Origin of the sequence: Azospirillum baldaniorum, assembly GCF_003119195.2 — a bacterium.
Lineage (GTDB): Bacteria > Pseudomonadota > Alphaproteobacteria > Azospirillales > Azospirillaceae > Azospirillum > Azospirillum baldaniorum.
Genome location: NZ_CP022254.1, coordinates 810,343 through 828,268, shown reverse-complemented (window position 1 = coordinate 828,268; position 17,926 = coordinate 810,343). Strand labels below are relative to the sequence as shown.

At 68.4% G+C, this 17,926-nt stretch carries 14 protein-coding genes; 10 read left to right on the top strand and 4 right to left on the bottom strand.

Translation table 11 applies throughout. The features are described from left to right. Nucleotides 1-30 precede the first annotated feature (30 nt). The 8 genes from Sp245p_RS18155 to Sp245p_RS18120 all read left to right on the top strand — a co-directional run bounded on the left by Sp245p_RS18155 (nt 31) and on the right by Sp245p_RS18120 (nt 8,417). Nucleotides 31-984 (top strand): L,D-transpeptidase, encoded by a 954-nt coding sequence (locus tag Sp245p_RS18155; RefSeq protein WP_109138730.1) that lies wholly within the window; start codon nt 31-33, stop codon nt 982-984. Nucleotides 985-1,082: 98 nt separating this feature from the next. Then, nucleotides 1,083-1,952 (top strand): branched-chain amino acid ABC transporter permease, encoded by an 870-nt coding sequence (locus tag Sp245p_RS18150; protein WP_109138729.1) that lies wholly within the window; start codon nt 1,083-1,085, stop codon nt 1,950-1,952. Further along, nucleotides 1,949-2,938: a branched-chain amino acid ABC transporter permease gene (locus Sp245p_RS18145; RefSeq protein ID WP_014197588.1), complete on the top strand. Its 990-nt coding sequence runs from the start codon at nt 1,949-1,951 to the stop codon at nt 2,936-2,938. The genes Sp245p_RS18150 and Sp245p_RS18145 overlap by 4 nt, the downstream gene beginning before the upstream one ends. Then, nucleotides 2,938-3,663 carry an ABC transporter ATP-binding protein gene (locus tag Sp245p_RS18140; RefSeq protein WP_041812312.1) on the top strand — a complete coding sequence of 242 codons (726 nt, stop codon included), beginning with the start codon at nt 2,938-2,940 and terminating at the stop codon, nt 3,661-3,663. The genes Sp245p_RS18145 and Sp245p_RS18140 overlap by 1 nt, the downstream gene beginning before the upstream one ends. A gap of 152 nt (nt 3,664-3,815) precedes the next feature. Next, nucleotides 3,816-5,528: a methyl-accepting chemotaxis protein gene (locus tag Sp245p_RS18135; protein WP_014197586.1), complete on the top strand. Its 1,713-nt coding sequence runs from the start codon at nt 3,816-3,818 to the stop codon at nt 5,526-5,528. Between the two features lie 141 nt (nt 5,529-5,669). Continuing rightward, the gene (gene lptF / locus Sp245p_RS18130) at nt 5,670-6,791 is read left to right on the top strand and encodes an LPS export ABC transporter permease LptF (protein ID WP_109138870.1); all 1,122 of its coding nucleotides are present in this window, start codon (nt 5,670-5,672) and stop codon (nt 6,789-6,791) included. A 16-nt stretch (nt 6,792-6,807) separates the two neighbouring features. Beyond that, nucleotides 6,808-7,851 (top strand): glycosyltransferase family 9 protein, encoded by a 1,044-nt coding sequence (locus Sp245p_RS18125; RefSeq protein WP_109138728.1) that lies wholly within the window; start codon nt 6,808-6,810, stop codon nt 7,849-7,851. A gap of 92 nt (nt 7,852-7,943) precedes the next feature. After that, the gene (locus Sp245p_RS18120; RefSeq protein ID WP_014197584.1) at nt 7,944-8,417 is read left to right on the top strand and encodes a flagellar biosynthesis regulator FlaF; all 474 of its coding nucleotides are present in this window, start codon (nt 7,944-7,946) and stop codon (nt 8,415-8,417) included. A gap of 106 nt (nt 8,418-8,523) precedes the next feature. On the opposite strand, the gene Sp245p_RS18115 is transcribed toward Sp245p_RS18120, so the two are convergent. From Sp245p_RS18115 to Sp245p_RS18105, 3 genes are all read right to left on the bottom strand, one after another. Then, the gene (locus tag Sp245p_RS18115) at nt 8,524-10,602 is read right to left on the bottom strand and encodes a flagellin N-terminal helical domain-containing protein (protein ID WP_014197583.1); all 2,079 of its coding nucleotides are present in this window, start codon (nt 10,600-10,602) and stop codon (nt 8,524-8,526) included. Beyond that, complete coding sequence (gene flgK, locus Sp245p_RS18110; protein WP_014197582.1) at nt 10,599-12,005, bottom strand: flagellar hook-associated protein FlgK; 1,407 nt, start codon at nt 12,003-12,005, stop codon at nt 10,599-10,601. The genes Sp245p_RS18115 and flgK overlap by 4 nt, the downstream gene beginning before the upstream one ends. A 78-nt stretch (nt 12,006-12,083) precedes the next feature. After that, the gene (locus Sp245p_RS18105) at nt 12,084-15,518 is read right to left on the bottom strand and encodes a flagellar hook-basal body complex protein (RefSeq protein WP_014197581.1); all 3,435 of its coding nucleotides are present in this window, start codon (nt 15,516-15,518) and stop codon (nt 12,084-12,086) included. A 326-nt stretch (nt 15,519-15,844) separates the two neighbouring features. Here Sp245p_RS18105 and Sp245p_RS18100 point away from each other — a divergent pair, with 326 nt between their 5' ends. Continuing rightward, entirely contained in the window at nt 15,845-16,075 is a 231-nt protein-coding gene (locus Sp245p_RS18100; protein ID WP_129557193.1) for a hypothetical protein, read from the top strand. On the opposite strand, the gene Sp245p_RS18095 is transcribed toward Sp245p_RS18100, so the two are convergent. Then, nucleotides 16,048-17,502 carry a tetratricopeptide repeat protein gene (locus Sp245p_RS18095; protein ID WP_109138727.1) on the bottom strand — a complete coding sequence of 485 codons (1,455 nt, stop codon included), beginning with the start codon at nt 17,500-17,502 and terminating at the stop codon, nt 16,048-16,050. The two genes, Sp245p_RS18100 and Sp245p_RS18095, sit on opposite strands and share 28 nt — an antisense overlap. A gap of 66 nt (nt 17,503-17,568) precedes the next feature. Here Sp245p_RS18095 and Sp245p_RS18090 point away from each other — a divergent pair, with 66 nt between their 5' ends. Beyond that, nucleotides 17,569-17,901 carry a DUF1491 family protein gene (locus Sp245p_RS18090; protein WP_014197577.1) on the top strand — a complete coding sequence of 111 codons (333 nt, stop codon included), beginning with the start codon at nt 17,569-17,571 and terminating at the stop codon, nt 17,899-17,901. Nucleotides 17,902-17,926: the final 25 nt, after the last annotated feature.

Here is a 17,926-nt window from a genome sequence, read left to right as displayed (position 1 = left end):
CTTTTAGGGCGGATGCGCTGAACTTTTCCCATGCAGCGCACCGCGACATTCTTGTGGCATCTTGTCCCGACGGCAACCCTGGCGATTGCCCTCGCGCTCGTTTCGCCCGGCGGCGTCCGCGCGCAGGATGCCAACGCCACCGCCGGAACCACTTCGGCGCGGCAAATCGTCATCAGCCTGACGGAGCGCCGGCTTCATCTGCTGGAGGAGGGGCGCCCGCCGCGCTCCTTCCCGGTCGCCATCGGGCGGCCCGGCGTGGCGATTCCGCTGGGGGACAGCCAAGTCCTGCGCAAGCGGCGCAACCCGACCTGGCGCCCCACCGCCAACCAGCGCCGGGAGAATCCGGCGTTGCCGGCGTCGGTGCCGCCGGGGCCGTCCAACCCGCTGGGCAAGTTCGCGCTCGACCTCGGCTGGACGGCCATCGCCATCCACGGCACCAACGAGCCGGATTCGGTGGGCCGCCGGGCCAGCGGCGGCTGCTTCCGCATGTTGCCCGCCGACATCGCCGCCCTGTTCGAGATGGTGCCGGTCGGTACCCCCGTCCGAGTCGTCTCAGGGTCAGCCATCGTCCCGGCACCGCAACCCGCCATTGCGGTCGCCGTTCCGGCGGCTCTCCCAACTCCCACCCCGCCGCCGTCCCCGCTTCCAACGGTTGCTCCTCCGCCGCTTCCCATCCTGCCCGACCCGCGCTGCGCCACGGCCGGCGCGCCGCTCCGCCGGATGATCTGCACGGTGCCGGACCTTGCCGCGCTGGACGGGAGGGCGCGCGGGCTGCACCAGCGTCACCTCGCCGCCCTGCCGGCGGAGCGCCGCGACGCCGCGGCCTACGCGCTGCTTCAGGAGGAGCGCCGCTTCGACGACCGCATCACCGCCCGCTGCTGGGTCCGCCGCGGCATGGAGGAGGACCCGGCGGTCGCCGCCGCGGCGGAGGCCTGCCTGCGCGACGCCCTGGCCGTGCGGCTGGAGGAGGCAAAGCGCCGCTGATCGCCGCCCGATCCGCACAGGAAACTTGTCACGACTACGAAGGACTGCTACGCCGCTCAGGCTTGGCCATCCGGGGCTCTCCCAAGGGCGAATCGTGCATGCCGTTTGACTATTACCTGAACATCGCCGCGTCGGGCCTGTTGACCGGACTGGTCTACGGGCTGGCGGCGCTCGGCCTGTCGGTCATCTTCGGCGTCGTGCGCGTGGTCAATTTCGCGCATGGCGAGATGATGGTCGCCGGCATGTACGGCGCCGTGCTGCTGGCCGGCGTTCTCGGGCTCGACCCGATCCTGGCGGCGCCGGTCGTGGCGGCGGTCCTGTTCGCCTTCGGCTGGGTGCTGCAGCGCGGGCTGGTCAACCGCTTCGTGGAGCGGCCCGAGCACATGCAGTTCATCCTGCTGCTGGGCATCGCGACGATCATCCTGAACGCCATGCTGATGCTGTTCGGGCCGGATTCGCGCAACGTCATGGTGCCCTACAGCTTCGACACGGTGGAGATCGGGCCGCTGCTGCTCGACGCGGTGCGGCTGCGCGCCGGGGCCGGGGCGATCGTGGTGACGGTGGCGCTGTTCGCCTTCTTCCGCTTCAGCCGCACCGGCAAGGCCATCCGCGCCTGCGCCGACAACCCGCTGGGCGCCCGCGTCGTCGGGCTGAACATCGACGGGCTCTACGCGCTGACCTTCGGCATCGGCGCCGGGGTGGTGGGCATCGCCGGGGCGCTGATGACGCTGCTGGTCGACTCCCGGCCCCAGCTCGCGCCGGAATACACGCTGCTGAGCTTCATCATCGTCATCGTCGGTGGGCTGGGCAGCCTGCCGGGCGCTTTGCTCGGCGGCATGCTGATCGGCTTTTCGGAGGCGATGGCCGGCTTCCTGCTGGACCCCTCGCTCAAATCCCTCTTCAGCTATGGTGTGCTGATCGTGGTGTTGCTGCTGCGCCCGCAGGGCCTGCTGGGGAAACGGTCGTGACGGGGCGCGGGATCGTCCTGCTGGTGCTGGCCGGCGCGCTGCTGCTGGCCGCGCCGATGATCGCCGACCGCTACGTCCTGTCGGTGCTGACGACGGTGCTGTGGTTCGCCTATGTCGGGCAGGCGTGGAACGTGATGATGGGCTTTTCCGGCCTGCTGTCGCTGGGCCACGCGCTCTATGTCGGGCTGGGGGCCTACGCCAGCGCGGCGCTGTTCGTGCATTTCGGGATCGGCCCCTGGGCGGGCATGTGGGTGGCCATGCTGGCGGCGACGGCGGCGGGCTGCTTCATCGGCTTCCTGGGTTTCCGCTTCGGCGTGCGCGGCGTGCATTTCGCGCTGCTGACCATCGCCTTCGCCGAGGTCGCGCGCATCGGCTTCGACCATCTGCAATGGTTCGGCGGCTCGGGCGGCTTCTTCATCCCGGTGGCGGGCGACGCCGGCAACGACGTGCTGAACCTGCGCGGCTCGCCGGAGCTGTTCTACTACGTGATCCTGGCGCTGGTGCTGGCCGCTCTGGCCCTGTCGCGGGTCCTGCTGCACAGCCGCCTCGGCTACCAGTGGCTGGCCGTGCGCGAGGAGCCGGAAGCGGCGGAGGCGGTGGGCGTCGACCTGTTCCGCGCCCGCATCGCGGCGGTCGCCGTGTCCTCCGCCCTGACGGCGCTGGGCGGGGTGTTCCAGGCCTTCTACTTCAACAACCTGTTCCCCGAGCAGGTCTTCTCCATGGGCCGCTCCATCGAGATCATCTTGCCGGCCATCGTCGGCGGCATCGGCACGCTGATCGGGCCGATCCTCGGGGCCTTCATCCTGACCCCGCTGGGCGAGCTGCTGACCTTCCTGATCGAGGTGACCGGCTTCGACCTGCCGGGCCTGAAGCAGCTGTTCTACGGGGTTGCGCTGGTGGTGATCGTCGTCTACCGCCCGGACGGGGTGTGGCCGTGGCTGGCCGCCCGGCTGGGTCTCGTCCGCCGTCCCGGGGAGGACGCGTGATGGCGGGGCTTCTGGAGGTCGAGGGCCTGTCCAAGCGGTTCCGCGGGCTGAAGGCCGTTTCCAACGTCAGCTTCTCCGTGCCGGAAGGCCGGATCGTCGCGCTGATCGGGCCGAACGGCGCCGGCAAGACGACCACCTTCAACCTGATCGCCGGGGTCTTCCCGCCCGACGAGGGGCGGGTGCATCTGAAGGGCGCACCGATCACCGGGCTGAAGCCCAACCACATCTGCACGGCGGGCATCGGCCGGACCTTCCAGATCGTCAAGCCCTTCGGGCAGCTGTCGGTCGAGGAGAACGTGATCGTCGGCGCGCTGGCCCGCGAACGGTCGGTCGCGGCGGCGCGCGATCAGGCCCGGCGGGTGCTGGACCGGCTGGGGCTGGCCGATCAGGCCAACCGCCCGGCGCGCAGCCTGACCCTGCCGGACCGCAAGCGGCTGGAGGTCGCCCGCGCGCTCGCCACCCGTCCGATCCTGCTGCTGCTGGACGAGGTGCTGGCCGGCCTGCGCCCGACCGAGGTCGACCGCATGGTCGAGGTGCTGCGCGACCTGAACCGGCGCGAGGGCATGACGATCCTGATGATCGAGCACGTGATGCGCGCCGTGATGGCCCTGTCCGACCAAGTGGTCGTTCTGGACCACGGAGAGAAAATTGCCGACGGGTTGCCCTCGGAAGTTGTGGCGAACCCCAAGGTGATCGAGTCCTACCTGGGCGCCGAGGATATCTGACCGGCCGTTCGCATCAGGCGGCCTTGGTGCTGGAAACACTCCTTTAATGTTTGTTGGCCCATCATTCGTTCCCAGATAAGGGCAACGACCGACACAGCAACGTCCGGTCGAGAAAACAAGCGTCCGATAAGGGTGCTGCATGGGAGGAACGAATGAAGGCACTCGGCAATCTGCGGATTGGCCAGCGGCTGTCCATCGGCTTCGCGGCGGTGATCGCGGTGCTGGTGGTGACGGTCGGCACCGGCCTGCTGCTGACCGACAACGGGAAGACGCTCAGCCGTCTGGTGGCCGATGTCCGCATGCCGACGGCGCTGGCCGGGCAGGGCATCGTCGCGTCCGTCACCGCCACCAACGCGGCCATGCAGGGCTATCTGCTGACCAACCGCGAGGACCTGAAGCAGGAGCGCAACGTCGCCTGGGACCGCATCGACGCCCTCCGCCAGGAGATGGACGGCCTGTCGCCGCGCTGGACCGATCCGCAGGTGCGGGCCACCTGGGAAGCGGTGAAGCCGCTGCTCGACCATCTGCGCCGCGATCAGGACATGGCGGAATCGCTGGGCACCATCGGCGACCAGATGGGGGCGCTGAACTCCCTGAACGATGACGCGATCCCGCGCGCCAACCAGGTGATGAGCCTGCTGGTCGGCGACGCCCGCTCCAACGACGCCAGCGGCCTGATCCCGCGCCAGCGCGCCCTGCTGCAGGCCGACACGGCGGGAATGATCCAGGGGGCCGACCGTCTGGTGATGATCCAGGCGGTTCTGCTGACCCTGGGGCTGCTGACCGCGGCGGCGGCGATCCTGCTGACCTCGCGCTCCATCGTGCGGCCGCTGGGCGCCATGACCGAGGCGATGCGGCGGCTGGCCGACGGCGACTCCGCGACTCCTGTTCCGGCCACAGGGCGGGGCGACGAGATCGGGCAGATGGCCAAGGCCGTGCTGGTCTTCAAGGACAACATGATCGCCGCGCGACAGGCCGCGGAGCGCGAGCACGCGGAGCAGGATGTCCGCGCTCGCCGCGCCCGCGCCATCGAGGAACTGACCGGCCGCTTCGACCGCGAGGCGGCGGCCGTGCTCGGCTCGGTGTCCGCCGCCGCGGTGCAGATGAAGGCGACGGCCAGCCAGCTCGCCGCGACGGCGGAGCAGACCACCCGCCAGTCGGTGACCGTGGCCGGCGCGTCGGAGCAGGCCAGCGCCAACGTGCAGACCGTCGCCACCGCGACCGAGGAGCTGGCCGCCTCGGTCCAGGAAATCGGCCGGCAGGTCGCCAGCAGCACGGCCATCGCCGACGAGGCGGTGCACAAGGCCGAGCGGGCCGACCAGGCGATGCGCAGCCTTGCCACCGCCTCGGCGGAGATCGTCGCGGTGATCGACCTGATCACCCAGGTGGCCTCCCAGACCCGGCTGCTGGCGCTGAACGCCACCATCGAGGCGGCGCGGGCCGGCGAGATGGGCAAGGGCTTCGCCGTCGTGGCGGCGGAGGTGAAGGCGCTGGCCGACCAGACCACCCGCGCCACCGACGAGATCGCCGCGAAGATCGTCTCCGTCCGCAGCGAGACCGAGGGGGCGGTGGCCTCGATCGGCGACGTGATGGGCACCATCGGGCGAATCAGCGAGGTCGCTTCGACCATCGCCGCGGCGGTGGAGCAGCAGCAGGCAGCGACGCGGGAGATCGCCCGCAACATCCAGCAGGCGGCCGTCGGCACGCAGGACGTGACCTCCAACATCGCCGACGTGAACCGGGCGGCCAGCGAGACCGGCAGCGCCGCCCGCAACGTGCTGGAGGCCGCGGGATCGCTGTCCGATCAGGCGGACGGCCTGCGCAGCAAGGTGGAGGTGTTCCTGTCGGCGGTGCGCACCGCCTGATGCGGTGGTCCGGGTGAGCAGAGGGGCGACGCAACGGGGCGACGCAAAAGTTCGGTGCGCCGGGTCTCTTTCCAGATCAGCACTTGACCCGGACGCCCGAGCCCGTCAGCTTCTCGCCGGACTCCCCCGTGACGCATGCACATGAACCGACTGCAACGCTATCTCTTCCGCAATCTTCTGATCGCCCTCCTGTATTCCACGGCCGGCCTGACCTTGACGATCTGGCTGAGCCAGTCTCTGCGGCTGATCGAGATGGTGGTGGAGGCCGGGGCGCCGATGCGGGTGTTCCTGTGGCTTCTCATCCTGACGGTGCCGACCTTCCTCGGCATCGTGCTGCCGCTGGCGCTGGTCGGGGCGGTGCTGTTCACCTACAACCGGTTGGCGACCGACAGCGAGCTGGTGGTGATGCGCGCCGCCGGCGTCGGCCCCTTCGCGCTGGCCGCGCCGGCGATGCTGCTGGCCTTCGGCGTGACGGTGGTGGTCTATGTGCTGAACCTCTGGCTGACGCCCGCCGCCCATCAGGAACTGGTGCGCATGGAATACGCCGTGCGCAGCGACTATTCGCAGCTGTTCCTGCGCGAAGGCGTGTTCAACGAGGTCGGCGACCGCTTCAGCGTCTTCGTGCGCGAGCGCGACAGCGACGCCAACCTGCACAACGTGATCATCCATGACGGGCGCGTTCCGGAGAAGCCGGTGACCATCATGGGTGAGCGGGCGGTGATGCTGACCGGGTCGGAGGGTGCGCGCTTCGTCGTCTACAACGGCAACCGGCAGGAGCTGGACCGCAAGACCAACCGCCTGTCCCAACTCTTCTTCGAACGCTACGCGGTGGACCTGAAGGTGCTGAGCAGCGCCAGCGGCGAGCGCTATCCGGACGCCCGCGAGCGCTCCACCGACGAGTTGCTGCACCCGTCGCCCGAGTTGGCCAGCGATACGAAGATGATGCGCGATCTTCTGGCGGAGCTGCATCACCGCCTGTCCTCGCCGTTGCTGGCGCTGGCCTACACCATGGTGGCGCTGGCCTGCCTGCTGTCGGGCGAGTTCAACCGGCGCGGCCAGTCGGTGCGCGTGACCACCGCGGTGCTGGTCGTGATGGCGATCCAGTCCGCCGTCCTCGGCCTGTCCAGCCTCGCCGCCAAGGTGACCGTGCTGGTGCCGCTGATGTATGTGCTGCCGGTGGCCGCTCTGGCGCCGGCGGCCTGGATACTGTCGCGCAACCTGCGGCGGCGCGTGCCGCCCGGCGGCGAAGCGGCGGCGGGCTGAGGAGGCGGGCCGGCTCTTGCGCATCCTGTTCATCACCTCCAACCGTCTGGGCGACGGGGTCCTGTCCACCGGCCTGCTGGCCCATCTGACGGCGCTTCACCCCGACGCCGCGCTCACCATCGCCTGCGGCCCCCTGCCGGCGCCGTTGTTCCGTTCCGTTCCGGGGCTGGAGCGGCTGATTCCCATGCCGAAGCGGGCCTGGGCGCGGCATTGGGTCGACCTGTGGCGGGCCTGCGTCGGCACGCGCTGGGATCTGGTGGTCGATCTGCGCAACTCCGCGGTCGGCCGTCTGGTGCTGGCGAAGCGCCGTTTCTTCCACGCCCGCGCCCCGCATCTCCACAAGGTGGAGGAGATCGGACGGGTGCTTGGCCTGTCGCCGCCGCCGTCGCCCCGCCTGTGGATCGACGCGGCGGCGGAGGCGGAGGCCGACCGGCTGCTGCCGGGCGGCGGGGAGCCGTTCCTGGCGATCGGTCCGACCGCGAACTGGACCGGCAAGGAGTGGCCGGCGGACCGCTTCGCCGAGCTTGCCGCGCGGCTGACCGGTCCCGGCGGGCGGCTGTCCGGCCGGCGCGTCGCCGTCCTCGCCGCCGGGCCGGAACGCGAACGCGCCCGGCCGGTTCTGGATGCGCTGGGCGAACGGGCCATCGACCTGACCGGGCGCACCGACCCGATGGCCGCGGCGGCCTGCGTGCGCCGGGCGGCGCTCTACGTCGGCAACGATTCCGGCCTGATGCACATCGCCGCCGCCGCCGGCACGCCGACCGTCGGGCTGTTCGGGCCGGGTTTTCCCGAGACCTACGGCCCTTGGGGCGTGGCGGCGCGCACGGTGATCAGCCGGGTTCAGCGGTCCGAGCTTCTGGCCCGTCAGAAGGCCGATCCGCAGGCCGCCGGCCTGATGGACGGCATTTCCGTGGAAGCGGTCGAACAGGCGGCGGGAGAACTGCTGGAGGCGGCGACGCCGGACTCGACAATGCCGGCCCCTCTAATGCCGGCCCCTCTAATGCCGGACTGCCGTGAAGTCGTGACAAATCCTTGCAAATCACCGGAGACAGGTCCCTAAAGTTGACAAGGATTGAAGGATCGCTGACAATCCATTTCGTCCGGACCTGATTCAGCATTGCTCTGTCCGGCGGCCTGTCCCGAGGGTTTGGAATGAAGCCGACACCGACATACGCGAACAAGCCGACCTCCGACAATCCCCGTGATGTCGAGGCCTGGGCTTTGGCGGAGGCGTCGCGGCGCCTGATCGATGCCGGGCGCAGCCCCGTGAACGAAGAGACGCTCCGCGGCGCCCTGCAATTGAACCAGCGCCTGTGGACGATCTTCCAGGCCGCGATGACCGAGGACGATTGCGGCCACCCGCCGGAGGTGCGGACCAACATCGCCGCCCTGTCGCTGCTGGTCGACCGCGAGACCATGGCCCGGCTGATCGACCTTGACGTGTCGAAGCTGGAGACTCTCATCAGCATCAACCGCTCGGTGGCCAGCGGCCTGACCGCCCGCCCCGATGCGCCCGTCCAGGGCCAGCCGGCACCGGCTCCGCAGGCGGCGCGCGCCCCGATGGCTCCGCCGGTTTCCGCTCCGGACGGCCAGCCGCCGCGCCAGTCGCTGCGGATCTCGATCTGAGATCCACGCGCTTCAAATGAAAAAAACCGGCGCCCTTCGGGGCGCCGGTTTTTTTATGTGGTGGCTGTTCCCTCCCCTCGTCGAAGGGGAGGGAACCATCGCCGCTTCAGGCGATGTAATTCAGCAGCGACAGCTTCTGGCGCTGCCCGGCGACCGTGTAGGCGGCCTCCAGGGCGTTCATGGAAGTGCGCAGGCGGGCCGCCACCTCGGTCTCGTCGATGCCTTCGATGCCGGCGATGCGCTCGACCACCGTGGCCGAGGCGGTGGTGTGGGCGGTCTTCTTCTCCTCCAGCGTCGCGAGGTCGGACGCCACCTTGGAGTGGACCGAGCGCACCTCGTCCTTGGCCTGGGCCATCAGCTCCCGCGACTTGGTGATGTACTCCTCGTACTTGCCGGGGTTGGACGCGGCGACGTGGGCCATGCGGAAGGCGGCGACCAGCTTCTGGAAGGCGCGGTCGTCGCTGGTGACGCCGTAGGTCAGCGTCTGGCCGTCGTCGATGGTGACCGCGGCCTTGTCCCACGCCTTGCTGTTCTTCCGGTTCGACATGTATTCCGAATCGTAGAAGGGCAGGTCCGGCGGGTCCACATAGGGCAGGTCGGTCAGCGCGTCGGCCTGCGACGGCAAGGTCGCGACCGAGATGGTGTTGTCGATCTGGCCGTTGACCGCCCGCACCGAGGTGGTGAACTGCTGCACGCGCGACGGATGGTTCGGGTCCATCGTGCTGTTGCCGGTCAACGTGATGGTCGGCCCTTTGCCGAGGTCGCCGAGGACCGCGCTCATGTCCAGCGGCGGCACGGGGCTGGTCTTCGTGAGCTCGGTGCGCAGCATGTCGGCCACCTTCGACACGTCGGTGACGCCGTTGTTGTAGTCCTTCTCCGTGACCGTGTAGCGGACCGTGTATTGCTGGTAGGGCGGCAGATCCTCCGGCTCGTCCGGGTGTTCCGAATAGTATTTCCGGTTGAAGGGGTCGTCCGGGTCGCCGACGGTGACGTTGATCTCGTAGGTGTCGCCGATGTCCACGCCGTCGCCGGTCAGCGCGAAGCTGTCGATCTGCTTCAGCCCGGTGCCGGCGGGCGCCGGCAGGGTGGCCGCCTGGGTGGTGGTCGGCGCCGTCATCGAATTGTCGATGCTCATCGAGTTCTGGACGCGCGCCTGCACGTCGAACTTCTGGCTCGGGTCCTCGCTGATCAACGAGATGACCCCGTTGGCGGCGGATGCGATGATCGGCAGCTTCGGATTGGCCGACTGGATCAGGCTGTTCAGCGTGCTGGCGACGAAGGTGACGGTCTTCGGATCGCCCGGCTGGACCTGATAGCCGAAGGGCTTGCCGTCGATCGACACCTCGAAGTAATCGTCGGCGTTGACCATCGACCCGTTCAGCGTCACGCGGGTGGATTGCGGCTGGGCCAGCAGGTCGCCGACCGGCTCGGTGCCGTAGCGCGATCCGGCGAACAGGTAGCGGTCGCCGAACTGCTCGTTCAGAAGCTGCTGGATGTCGCGCAGCGCGCCCTCGACCCGGTCGCGCATGTCGTTGGCCTGGGGCCAGCTCACGTTGAAGGTGCTGCTCGACGCCGCGGTGAGCTGGTCGAAGCTGAGGTTCAGCACCGCGCCCCCGCCGGGCCCGCCGTCGATCTTGAAGTTGTAGCCGCCGCCGTCGCTGGGGGGCACGGTCTTCAGATTGATGGTGCGGGTGGTCTTGCCGCCCAGCCCGTCGGTCACCGTCACGTCGAACGATCCGTTGACGCCATCCTTCGAGGGGGTGGAGGTCACGGTGTAGCGGGCGTTCTGGGTGAAGGTGGACTTGTCGCCGTTGACCGTCAGCTTCAGCGCGTCGGGATTGCTGTTGAAGGGGGAGGTGACGGTGGCCGGTCCCGGCTGGAACGGCATCAGGTTGCTGCTCTGCCAGTCCGTGGCCAGCTTTTCCAGGCTGTTCAGCACCGTGTCGGTCGCCTTCACGCGCGGCGACGCGGTGTTGATGTTCTGGACATAGGACTCGCGCTGGGTCAGCTCGGCGCGCAGGGCAAGCAGCTTCTGCGTCTCGGCCCCGTAGGCGTTCAGATCGGTGGACTTCTTGCCGGTGGTCAACTGCTCCGAGAGCGTGTCCACCTTGTTCTGGCCGTTGGTCAGGTTGCGAACCAGGCCAAGATACTTGGCGTAGCTGCTGACTTGAGTGACGGAGCTCATCGGACGATCGCCTCCAGCGCGTCAAACATCGTGTTGGCCACTTGCATGACCCGTGCCGACGCGGCGTAGGAGGTCTGGAGCTGCTGCAGATTCGCGATTTCCTCGTCGATGTTGACGCCGGTCGTCGCGTGGTAGCGCTCCTCCAGGATCTGGCGGGAGTCCTTGTCCAGCGAGGATTTGTCCATCGCGGTCTTGGCCGCGGACATCCAGCCGCCGGTGATGTTGCTGGTGATGGAGCTGAAGGACGCGCCCTCCAGCTTCAGCCCGTCGGACTGGAAGCTGCGGCCAGTGGCGCTGAGCGCCGTGACCACGTCCTTGACGGCCGCGCTCTTCAGCTTCTTGGTGTTGTTCAGCAGGTTCTCGTTCACGTGGATGGTGAAGCGGTCGTTGCCCATGAAGAACTGCGTGCCTTCCTCGCCCGGCACCGTCTTGGCCTGATCGTAGGCGTCGCGGAAGCTGGTGGGCTCGCCGGGCTTGGTGGAGCCGGTGAACATCTGCGCGTAGGCGTCGAGCTGCGAGCGCAGCTTGCGGATCACCTCGGTGGTCGGGTCGGCGCTGGCCGCCTGCGGCGGGTTGGCGGTCGAGCCGTCGGCGCGCAGGTTCATCAGGGCGGCGACCTTGCCTTCCTTCAGGTGCTGGTTGACGTTGGTGACTTGATTGCCCACCGTCAGGTTGATATTGCCGCCCTCGTAGGAAAGATTTGCCGCCTGGCTGTCGACCAGCGCCAGCCCCGTGGGGGTGAAGACGGCAATGCGGCCGTCCGGGCGGGCCATCGTGCGCACGCCGACATAGGTGCTCAGCTCGCGGATCAGCCCGTCGCGCTTGTCGGCCACCTCGTTGCCGGCCGAGCCGTAGCCCTGCAGCGAAACGATGTTGTTGTTGATGCTCTCGATTTCCTTCAGCAGCCGGTTCACCTCGCCGACCGACTGGCTGAGGTCGCCCTGGATCTCGCGGTCCATGTCCTCGACGCCCTGGGACACGCGATTGATCTCGCGCGCGAAGGTGTCGGCGGCCTGGACCAGCTGGTACTGCGCGACCTCGCTTTCCGGGGAGGTCTCCACCGCCTTCCAGGCGGTCTGGAAGGCCTCGGCGTACTGGTTCAGCTGCGGCTTGCCGCTGGTCGTGCGCAGCAGGTCGCCCAGCTGCTGCATGTAGGACGATTTGGTGGCCGACGAGCCCTCGCGCGCGGTCAGGTCCTGCACCTGGCTGAGCAGGGCGGAATCGACCTCGCGGCGGTATTGGGAGGTGAGGACGAACCCGTTGGAATCCAGCACGTTCGACACGGTGTGCCGGGTGCGGGTGGGGTCGTCGGCGCGGGCGACGTTGTCCGAGACCAGCTTCACCTGGGCCTGGACCGCACGGAGGCTGGCCGTCGCGCTGCCGAGGGCGCCGAAGAGGGACATGGTCGTTGGACCTTTCGTCTGCGGGATAGGCCGGGCTGGGCGCGGATCGGGCGCCCGCCCGCGTGGTCAGGACCGCGCTTAGCGCTTCAGGCCGAGGACTTCCTGGAGCATCTCGTCGGAGGTCGTGACGATCTTGGTGTTGGCGGAGTAGGTGCGCTGGGTGACGATCAGCTTGGTGAACTCGTCCGCGATGTCCACGTTGGAGGATTCCACGCTGTTCGCGACCACCGCGCCGGCCCCGTTGGTGTCGGGATCGTTGAAGTTCGGCCGGCCACCGTCGTCCGTCTCGATGTAAACGCCGCCCGCCTCGCGCTGCAGGGCGTTGGGGTTGTTGAAGGTGACCACCGGAATGCGCCCGATGACGCGGCTGCGGCCGTTGTCGTAGTTCACGATCACGTCGCCGTTGTCGCCGTAGACCACCTCCTTGTACTGGCCGCGCGAGGCGCCGTCCTGCACCAGCTCGCGCACGTTGATCTCGTTGCCGGCGAACTGGGTGACGCCGCCCGACTTGCCGATCTGGCCGAGGTTCAGCGTGATCTGCTGCGGGCCGAAGCCGTAGTCGACGGTGAAGGTCACGTTGGCGTCCGCCCCCAGCCCCTGGTTGGCGGAGGTCACCGCCGTCCCCGTGCCGACCTTGGCCGTGCTGACGCTGGTGATGGTGCCGACATTGTCGGGATCGGTGCCGAAATTCAGCAGGACGTGCGCCGGGGTGGTGCCGGCCTGGGCGGAGGGGTCCAGCCTAAACTGCTTGTCCGGGTCGCTGGTCGCGGTTTTGGCGACGAGCTTCAGCACGCTGCCCTCGGCGCTGGCCGTCACCGGCAGGGAGGTGTTCTTGTTCACCATATTGGCGAGGCTGGCCGCGATGGTCTCCATCGAGGTCTCCTCACCCGTCGTCTTGTAAGTGATGGGTGTATCGTTGATGGTCACCGTGTATTCGGCGCCTTTGTCGCCGGGCGTGCCGGTCAGCGTCACCGATTCCGACTGCGGCACTCCCCCCACGTTGGAGGTGGTCGTAGAGGCGGTCAGCGTGCCGGGGCTGCCGGTGGCGTTCTGGATGCTGGCCTTCGCCTCGAACTTGCCGGTGGTGGAGGTGTTGTGGGTGAGGGTCAGCCGGCCGCCGGTCGCCGTGGCCACGACGTTCAGGTTGGCGGCGTTGACGCGGTTCGCCAGTTCCTGCAGGACGCCGTTGATGTCCTCGAAGTTCCCGTAGTTCGATTTGTCCACTTTCACCGAGATCGGCGTACCGTCGATCGACACCGAATAGACGTCGCCGATGTCGATCTGCGTCTGCGGATAGGAGAATTCCTGGCGCTGGCCGCGGGAGTCCGTCGGGGCGCTGATCGTGGGGCCGTTCACTTGGTTGTTAGTGGCTGTGCCGGAACTGAATTCCTGGTCGATCTTGAAGGCCGTGCCGGGATTGCGGGCGGTGACCTTCAATTCGGAATTCACAACCGACGCGATGACCGGCGCCTGCGGCCGGGCCGAGTTGATCTGGGCCGCCAGCGCGTTGGCGATGCCACCGTAGGTCCCCATGGTCAGGATGTTGTCGGCGGTGACCGAGACTGCGTAGGGCACGCCGTCCACCCGCACGGTGTAGCTGTCGCCCACCCGCACGTTGTCGGTGCCGGTGATGTCCAGACTGCTGGCGCTGACGTTCAGCGCCGTGCCGTTCATGGTGCCGGTCAGCACCAGATGACCCGCAGCGTTTTTCGAAGCGTTTACCGCCAATCCGGCGAGGTTGATCTTCGCAACCAGATCATCCACGACGCCATCCATATCCTTCAGCGTATTGATGTTCGCGTAGGAGATGGTGGTCTTGAACTCCTGGCCCAGCACGTTGACGACATATTGGTCCGGCACCTTCAAGGTTGCTGTCGTCGGGATGGTGACCTGGGTAATCTCGGGCAGGGCGGCGGTGGCGGGCTGGGTGGGGGTCGCCACCATTACCGAGTAGTCTACGGGGGTGGAGGCGGTGATGCTGTTCTTGCGGCTGTCGGCGTTGGTCACGCCGTAAGTGGTCGTGAAGCTCTGCGTTACAGCCGTACCATCCAGCACGAGCTGGTTAGCCGTGCCGGGGGGAACCGTAGCCGTGCCGATCAGGGCATTGATGCCCAGCGGCGGCACGGCGGCGTTGATCTGGCTGGCCAGATCGGCGACCACGCCGTTAATACCGCCCGCCGCTTGTAGCGTGCCAATGTTGGCCGAAGTGACTCGCGTCTTGAACTCCGTCCCCGCCACGGTGATGCGGAACTCGTCGCCCACATCGATGGCAGCGGTGGAGAAGGTGAAGGTGCTGCGCTGGTCGCCGCTAGCCGAACCGGTCGAGTTGGTCGAGGGGCCGCTGATCGTGCTGGTTTGTGGCGTGGTGTTGCTGAAGGTTCCGGAAATCTCAACCTGCGTGGGGTTGGCTCCCGACGTTTCGACGATGATTTTACGGTTGTCTTTTTCGTCCAGCTTGGCTTGGTAAAGGGCCGGAGACATCGCATTGATCTGGTTCATCAAGGCGGCTGCGACATCTTGGTAGCTCGAAAAGTTTCCGATGTTCGCGGCGGTCACCGCGACCGTGATTGGGGCGCTGCCGTTGATGTTCAGGGTGTACGTGTCGCCGACCCTGATGTTGTCCTGCGACGTGCCGTCCGGATAGTAATTGGTGCGGCCACCGATGGTGACCGACGAGGGGGGGACGGAAGTCGTTCCGTCGACCCGCACTTGGCTGACCTGGGCCACCGGGGTCACTCCGGTGACTGGGCTGCCCGCCGCCATGTTGGCGGCGCCGCCGGCGAAGGAGCCGGCGACCGGCTGCATCGAGCTTCCCGGCGCGTCGATGCCCAGGCGCCACGCGTTGGCGGCGTCCTGGCGCCAGTTGAACTGGATGGTCCGGGCGTTGCCCTGGGTGTCGTAGACCTGGATGCTGGAGGACGGGATCGGCACGCCCGGCGTCGGGGTGGCCGGCAGGTTGGCACCCAGCGTGATGCTGTTGGTCGACTGCGGCTTGTCGGTCAGGGTGTTGACCTGGAGCGGCTGCACCACGTCCTTCTTCAACTGGCCGGTCACGTCGTCAACGATCCAGCCGTTCAGCGCGAAGCCGGCGCTGTTCACCAGATAGCGGTTCTTGTCCAGCTCGAAGTCGCCGACGCGGGTGTAATAGACGTTGTCGGCGTTCAGCGTGCCGGTCTGGGTCTGCACCGTCTCGCCCTGCTGGCCGGGGCCGGTCAGGCCGCGGCTGAGCTTGGACACGCTGAAGAAGCCCTGGCCCTGGATGGCGGCGTTGGTCGGGCTTTGCACCTGGGTCAGGTTGCCCTGGATGTTGTTCATGAAGACCGGTGCCGCCGTCACGCCGCCCGGCGCGTGCAACCGCTCGTTGGATTGCAGCACCAGCGTCTCGAACGCCGTGTTGACCCGCTTGTAGCCGACCGTCGAGGCGTTGGCGATGTTGTCAGAGATGTGACCGAGGGCCTTCGACTGCGCGCTCAGGCCGAGGACGGCGGTGGTCATCGAACCGAAGATGCTCATGGCCAGGGATCTCCAAACGGAAGGGCAAAAATCGTTGCCATTCGGGTAAGCAAGGACGATGCCAACTTCCGGCTCTTCCCTAACGCACTGATTTGTATGAACAAGCCTCTGGAGCGGTCGCGCCGGCCCCCTTTTTGCCGCGCGCTGGGAAAAATTGGCCTAGCAGCCTGTGCGGGGGAGGGAAGAAAGCTCCCGTCCGATTGGTCCGTCAGACCGATATGACCTAAGGACAGGGCGTGGCCGGACCGGGGCTGCGGTAGAAGGGGGAGAGGAAACGGGGACACACGCCGGCGGTGAGGCCGCCAGGGGAGGGCGGCTTGGACCGTGTGGAGCAACTTCTGATACCGTTGCTGGGGGCTGCCCTTCTGGGGCATGCGCTGAGCAACGCGCCGCTCCGCTTCGATCGTCCGGACCCGCAGTCCTTCGACGTGGCCGCCTTCAACGCCACCCTGCTGGCGGCGGAGATGCCAGCGCTCCCTGCTGCACGCTCTCTCTCGTCCACCCGCCCGGCTTGGAGCGGGGACGATCCCTACGACTGCTTCTGCGGCGCGAACTGAGCGGCGGCGAACCGTTCCAGGTCCGTGGCGACTGCGCGCAGGACACTGTCCCAGTCGCCGGGGTGGGGCTGGCGGAACAGGCGCAACGACGGGTACCAGGGGCTGTCCGCGCGGTCGAGCAGCCAGCGCCAATCCGGCGCGTAGGGCAGCAGCAGCCACGCCGGCATGCCGAGCGCCCCCGCCAGATGGATGGTCGCCGTGTCGACCGCGATGACGAGGTCCAGATTCGCCAGGATGGCCGCGCTGTCGGCGAAGTCGCGGATGCCCGCGGTCAGGTCGGGCAGGGCGGCCGGGCGGGCCGCTTTGGCATCGCCGGTCTGCAGGCTGAACAGACGGAGCCCCGGCGTGTCGAGCAGCGGGGCCAGCCGCTCGACGGGGATGGAGCGGTTGCGGTCGTTGCGGTGGTTCGGGTTGCCCGCCCAGACGAGGCCGACGCGCGGTCCCGAACCTTTCCCCGTTTCAATCTCAGCGATCCGGCGGCCCCAGCGCGCCACCTCGTCCGCCTCGGCGGCGAGGTAGGCGGGTGGAGCCGGGATGCTCGTCAGATCGGTGCCGAAGGCGCGCGGCAGGCTCATCAGCGGGCAATGGAGATCGTGCGGCGCCGGGGCGGGGCCGCGCACCAGCACCTGGATCTCCGGACCCAACGAGCGCAGCAGACGGAACTGCAACGGATGCATGTCCAGGATCACCCGGCCGCCGGCGCGCGTCACCAGCGGGGCGTAGCGGGCGAACTGGATGGTGTCGCCGAATCCCTGCTCGGCGTGCAGCAGGATGCGCCGGCCGTCCAGCGGCTCCCCGGCCCAGGGCGGGGCGGGCAGGCGGCGCGGGCGCCACTCGAATTCCTCCCATCCGGCGCGCAGGTCGCCCCGGACCAGCCGGCTGACCGCGCGCGCCAGATGCGCGTCGGCGTGGTCGGGCCGGGAGGCCAGCAGGGCATCCAGGCAGGCGTCGGACTCCGCGAAGCGTCGCGCGTCGCGCAGCACGACGCCGCGGTTGAGCGCGGTGTCCGGATGGCCGGGGCGCAGCCGTTCGGCACGCTCCAGCCACGTCAGCGCGGCGGGATAATCGGCCAGGGCGTGGCGTACCGAACCCACGTTCGTCAAGGCATCGGCCAAAGCCGGGTCGAGGGTCAGGGCGCGGGTCAGCGCGGCGTCGGCCCGCTCCGCCGCGCCGAGCGCACGCAGGGCGCCGCCGAGGTTGGCCCAGGGCGACGCCGTATCGGGGCGGAGCCGCAACGAGCGGGTGATCAGCGCCGCAGCGGCGGCGTGGACGCCGCGCTGGGCCTCCGCCACGCCAAGCAGATGCAGGGCGTCCGGCTGCGCCGGCTCCACCGCCAGCACGACGCGATAGTCCTGCGCCGCCTCGGCGAGGCGCCCGGCCATGTGGTGGTTGACGGCGGCGTCGAGAACGTCCAGGAGTGTCGCCATGCCCGTTGTCTACACCGGGGCCATGCCGAAGGCGAGCCCCCGGACCTTCCCGGAACGAGGATTTCCATGGACGACCGTCTGCCGACGCACCTCTGGGTGATGGCGCACATCCGCGCCGCCGATGCCGAGGGCGTCACGATGATGGTTCTGCGCAAGGGGGACCCCAGCCGCGGCACGGTCATCCTGAAACTGAACCGGCTGGACCGGACCTTCAGCGTGCTGGTCCAGGTGCGCGACGAGGAACGGCTGCGCTGGTCGCGCGGCACCGGCGCCGAGCCGGTGGACGAGGCCACCGCCGACGCCTACATCGCCCGCCAGACCCGCTACGACCCCGACGTCTGGGTGATCGAGGTCGAGGACCGCAAGGGCCGTCATTGGTTCGAGGGCGAGGTGCGCTGATCCCCCTCTGCGGAGCGGCGCCGGA